The organism is Microbulbifer okhotskensis (assembly GCF_023895975.1).
Classification (GTDB): Bacteria; Pseudomonadota; Gammaproteobacteria; order Pseudomonadales; family Cellvibrionaceae; genus Microbulbifer; species Microbulbifer okhotskensis.
Genome location: NZ_JALBWM010000243.1, coordinates 1 through 2,294, shown reverse-complemented (window position 1 = coordinate 2,294; position 2,294 = coordinate 1). Strand labels below are relative to the sequence as shown.

Here is a 2,294-nt window from a genome sequence, read left to right as displayed (position 1 = left end):
GAGCGGTACAGTGACTATGGGGCTATAGCTGCATGAAACTGTCCGAAGTGTTGAGCACTGAGAGTTGGGATTTTCTGCCCATTGAGCTCCAGAGTGTTCGATGATGTGTCTATGGGTTGGGCCTCGATCACTGCGGTGGGGAAGATAAGCGCATCAAGTGCATTTTTCTGCATCATCCTTAGATAGTCACTGCGGATTTCTGGGATTCTTTTCAAGGCGGTTTCATAGGTGACATTTGAAGGTGCGCTTATTCCCATCACGGATTCTCGATACACGGCTTTTACATCTTTACTTTTAATCATGGCCACCAACTCCTCAAATTGTGTCTGGGGTTGCTGGATTGCTAAAAAGCGGGTCATGGCGGTTTTCATCTGATGGAACGCAATCGGAAAACCGACTTCAAATGAGGCGTCGACAATATGGGAGAGATCGACTTCAAGAAAGCCCACGCCGGCATTGCCGAGTTTATTCAGGGCTGCTTGGAATGCGCGGGCTACTCCTGGTGAAAGGTTATCGGAGAGCGGGTGCACAATCCCTAGCCGTAATTGATTGAGGGCTGTGGATTGGGGAAGTTTGCTGCCAGTTATGATTTCGAACAAATAAATGACGTCTGCCACGCTTTGAGCCATGGGGCCTATGGTGTCAAAAGCCGGCACCGAAGGGACAACACCTTCACAACTCAGGCGGCTAGTTGTTGGTCGCAACCCTACGGTACCCGTAAGGGCAGCGGGGAGCCTCACGGAGCCTGCAGTATCGGTGCCTAATCCCGCTGGCACTATGTCGGCCGCAATAGCGGCTGCGGTACCACCAGATGAACCGCCGGGGAAGCATGCCAGGTCCCGAGGGTTTCTTACAGCACCGAATGCCGCATTATTAGAGGTGACGCCAAATGCCAGCTCATGTAAATTTGTTTTGCCGATCACAATGGCTCCGGCCTTTTGGAGGCGCTCTACCATAGGAGCAGACTGCTTGGCAGGATAATTGATACCGAGGGTACCTGCGGTGGTGTTCATGCCTTTGACATCGATATTGTCCTTGACGGCCAAGGGGGTACCCGCAAGTGGCCATCGGTGGCCGGCTTTAGTCAGCTGCCTGTCAATTGTCTGGGCAGCCTTTAGTGCTGTTTTGCGGTGCAAGGATATAAAGGCGTTTAATTCAGAGTGAGCTACTGCGTTATCGCAGGCTTCCTCAACTAAGGAAGTCGCTGTAAGCTTGCCGGTATGAATCATTTCTACCAGCTTGATGAGAGAGCGGGTCATAAAACGCCCTTGAGGTGGTATAGGGTTAATAAGGATGTTAGATCATTAAGTGCTAACCTGTAGCCTCACAAGGGCAGTATCTTGAGGTTTACTAATTGGGTGGAAATACAGTGGGGTGGAAGTTATGTGTTCTCACAATCAAAGTCTGTCTATTTCAATATTATTTTCTGATCCAGAAATATGTGTTTTTCGCTCTATTTGTGTCTATTCTTTCGGCAATTCTAGTTTGGGGGCGTGTTAGCTGGTTACTCGCGATAATGGGTTGTCCATTTCGAGGGGCCATTTTATATTTTCTCCGTCTTCATCCCATAAATTCCGAAGCTCTGAATTTTCCCCAAGGATTCGAATGATCGCTATCTCAGCTTTCGATATGAGTTCTTTGCTTGGAGAGATATTCGAGGACGCTATCCATTTATCAATGGATTCAGAATACGCATCTTTTTTGCCCCAATTCCCTTTTAATCTTGCAACGATTTCACAAGCGATTAGAGCGTCGCAAGCCTCGTCTGATTCTAAATATTCCTCTGAAGAAATAGCAATATCTATCGCTTCCTCGGCTCTTTCTAAACATGGGCTTTCTGCAAATCCTGCTGCCCAATCACAACCACTATCATTGCCAAATGCATCTTCTGCCCGGGCTCCTATAGATTTCTCCTTTGTGGATTTGTAAAACTAAGATCTTCGGTATAAATCGCCGAGTTGGTGTTAAAATCTGGCGAGCGATAATGCATGATTTTGTTTCAAATTAGAAAATTTAAATTACTCAAAGCATTTAGCGTGTTATTTGGCTTTGTTGTGATCTGGGAGATTTTATGCTCAAGATTAGTAGTGCTTTCGTAGTTAATTGGCATGACTGGAGCGACTTCTTGCTCCATTCCACTATTGTCATTTGGGTTAACTTTCAGAAGGATCCAGATATACTTCTTTGCTGTTTATCCGTAAATTTCCTCCATTCATCGATACTCTCTATTTAGTTGGTTGGTAACTATTCAGCACTAAATACAAAGTTTCCCAAAAAATATATTCATGAGACAA

The 2,294-nt window shown here is 46.0% G+C and carries 2 protein-coding genes; both read right to left on the bottom strand.

The features are described 5' to 3' along the window. Window positions 1-14 precede the first annotated feature (14 nt). Window positions 15-1,259, bottom strand: coding sequence for an amidase family protein (locus MO867_RS21640; protein WP_252473015.1), 1,245 nt, complete (start codon window positions 1,257-1,259; stop codon window positions 15-17). Between the two features lie 237 nt (window positions 1,260-1,496). Continuing rightward, the gene (locus MO867_RS24225) at window positions 1,497-1,904 is read right to left on the bottom strand and encodes a DUF4259 domain-containing protein (protein WP_373565929.1); all 408 of its coding nucleotides are present in this window, start codon (window positions 1,902-1,904) and stop codon (window positions 1,497-1,499) included. Window positions 1,905-2,294: the final 390 nt, after the last annotated feature.

Bases quoted from the DNA above. Each gene is read 5' to 3' on its own strand.
- MO867_RS21640 (WP_252473015.1), bottom strand. From the start codon at position 1,259: ATGACCCGCTCTCTCATCAAGCTGGTAGAAATGATTCATACCGGCAAG.